Here is a 1,465-nt window from a genome sequence, read left to right on the forward strand (position 1 = left end):
GCAGCCGATGACTTTACACGCCCGCAGTTCGCTCATCCCGAAGGCTCCACGGAGATGGGCGACAGCTTTCCGCTTGGCCGCTTGCGTCACCATTAATGGGATGGTCCGCACCGTCCTCCTCCCTCATCATGGGGGAGGTCAGATCAATAGAGAAGAGTATCATGGCCCATCGCAATTTGCCGCGACCTGCGGCTGTCTATGGATCGACATTGGCAAGAACCTGTTCCACGTCGTTGGCCTGAGCTGCGACGGCACACCTGTTCAGAAAGTTCGCTCTCGACGGGACACTCTTCTTCAGTTCTTTGCTCGCGCACAACCAAGCATAGTTGGCATGGATTCCTGCGCCGGTTCACAGTGGCTCGCCCGGAAGATACAGGCACTTGGTCACAAGGTGCGCCTGATCCCCGCGCAATTCGTGAAGCCCTACGTGAAGTCAAACAAGAACGACATCATCGACGCCGAGGCGATCGCTGAGGCCACGACGCGACCGACAATGCGCTTCGTCGCCGTGAAGGAGGAGGACCAGGTCGATCTTCAAGCGCTGCATCGAATCCGTGACCAGATGGTCGGCGCGAGGACACGCCTGATCAATCAGATGCGGGCTTTCTGCCTCGAGTATGGCGTACCTTTGCGTCAGGGGGCCGGAATATTCAAGCTCGAGCTACCGCTCGCTTTGAAAGACGAAGGAAACGGTATATCACCGGTGATGCGGCGTCTGGTCGGCGATCTCTACGCCGATCTCTGCCGCCTCGAAGAACGGATCCGCCAAGTGACACAGGAGATCGAAGCGGTCGCTAACCGAGAGGACGTTACACGCCGGCTGATGACAATCCCTGGTATCGGCGCATTAGGTGCGACCGCTGTGCTTGCCGCGATCGGTGATGGGTTGCAGTTTCGCAAGGCTCGCGACCTTGCTGCCTGGCTGGGGTTGGTGCCCAGACAATACTCGACCGGCGGAAAACAGACGTTGCTTGGCATCAGCAAACGCGGCAACCGCTATTTGAGAAAACTTCTAGTGCATGGCGCGCGATCCTGCTTCCGGCATCTGGACCGAACGCGCGATCGCTTTGGAAGCTGGCTCAACGGGCTCCAAGCTCGGATGCATCCGAATAAGGCCGTTGTCGCACTAGCCGCCAAGATGGCTCGCATTGTCTGGGTGGTCTTGAACAAGCCAGGAGCACTCTACGAACGCAGGGATCCCGCTTTCAGCTGACGACTTCTGGCGAGATTGCAAGGCTCGGGAACAGTGATGACGAAACAGTGGATCAACATGCCGTAAGCCCTGTGCAAAAAAGCGGGCTTCGTGCCCGAACCATTTATTGGGAACGGCGTGCGCGGATCTCATCATGGCCTGGCTGCAACAGCAGTCCGCTCGCGAGAGGCCGGATACATTTATGCAACTGGAAGCGTCATTTTCGCTGTTACGACCCTTGCACGGACGGTGCGGACCATACATTCTTTCTCA

General features: G+C 57.8%; 1 protein-coding gene. It reads left to right on the forward strand.

Going from position 1 to position 1,465, the window contains the following annotated elements; all coding sequences use genetic code 11:
- The first annotated feature begins 100 nt into the window (after window positions 1-100).
- Window positions 101-1,213 carry an IS110 family transposase gene (locus I6F24_RS37240; protein ID WP_225131580.1) on the forward strand — a complete coding sequence of 371 codons (1,113 nt, stop codon included), beginning with the start codon at window positions 101-103 and terminating at the stop codon, window positions 1,211-1,213.
- Window positions 1,214-1,465: the final 252 nt, after the last annotated feature.

Origin of the sequence: Bradyrhizobium sp. BRP23 (genome assembly GCF_020194135.1) — a bacterium.
Lineage (GTDB): Bacteria > Pseudomonadota > Alphaproteobacteria > Rhizobiales > Xanthobacteraceae > Bradyrhizobium > Bradyrhizobium yuanmingense.

Coding starts and splice junctions, on each gene's coding strand:
- I6F24_RS37240 (WP_225131580.1), top strand. CDS start 101: ATGGTCCGCACCGTCCTCCTCCCTCATCATGGGGGAGGTCAGATCAAT.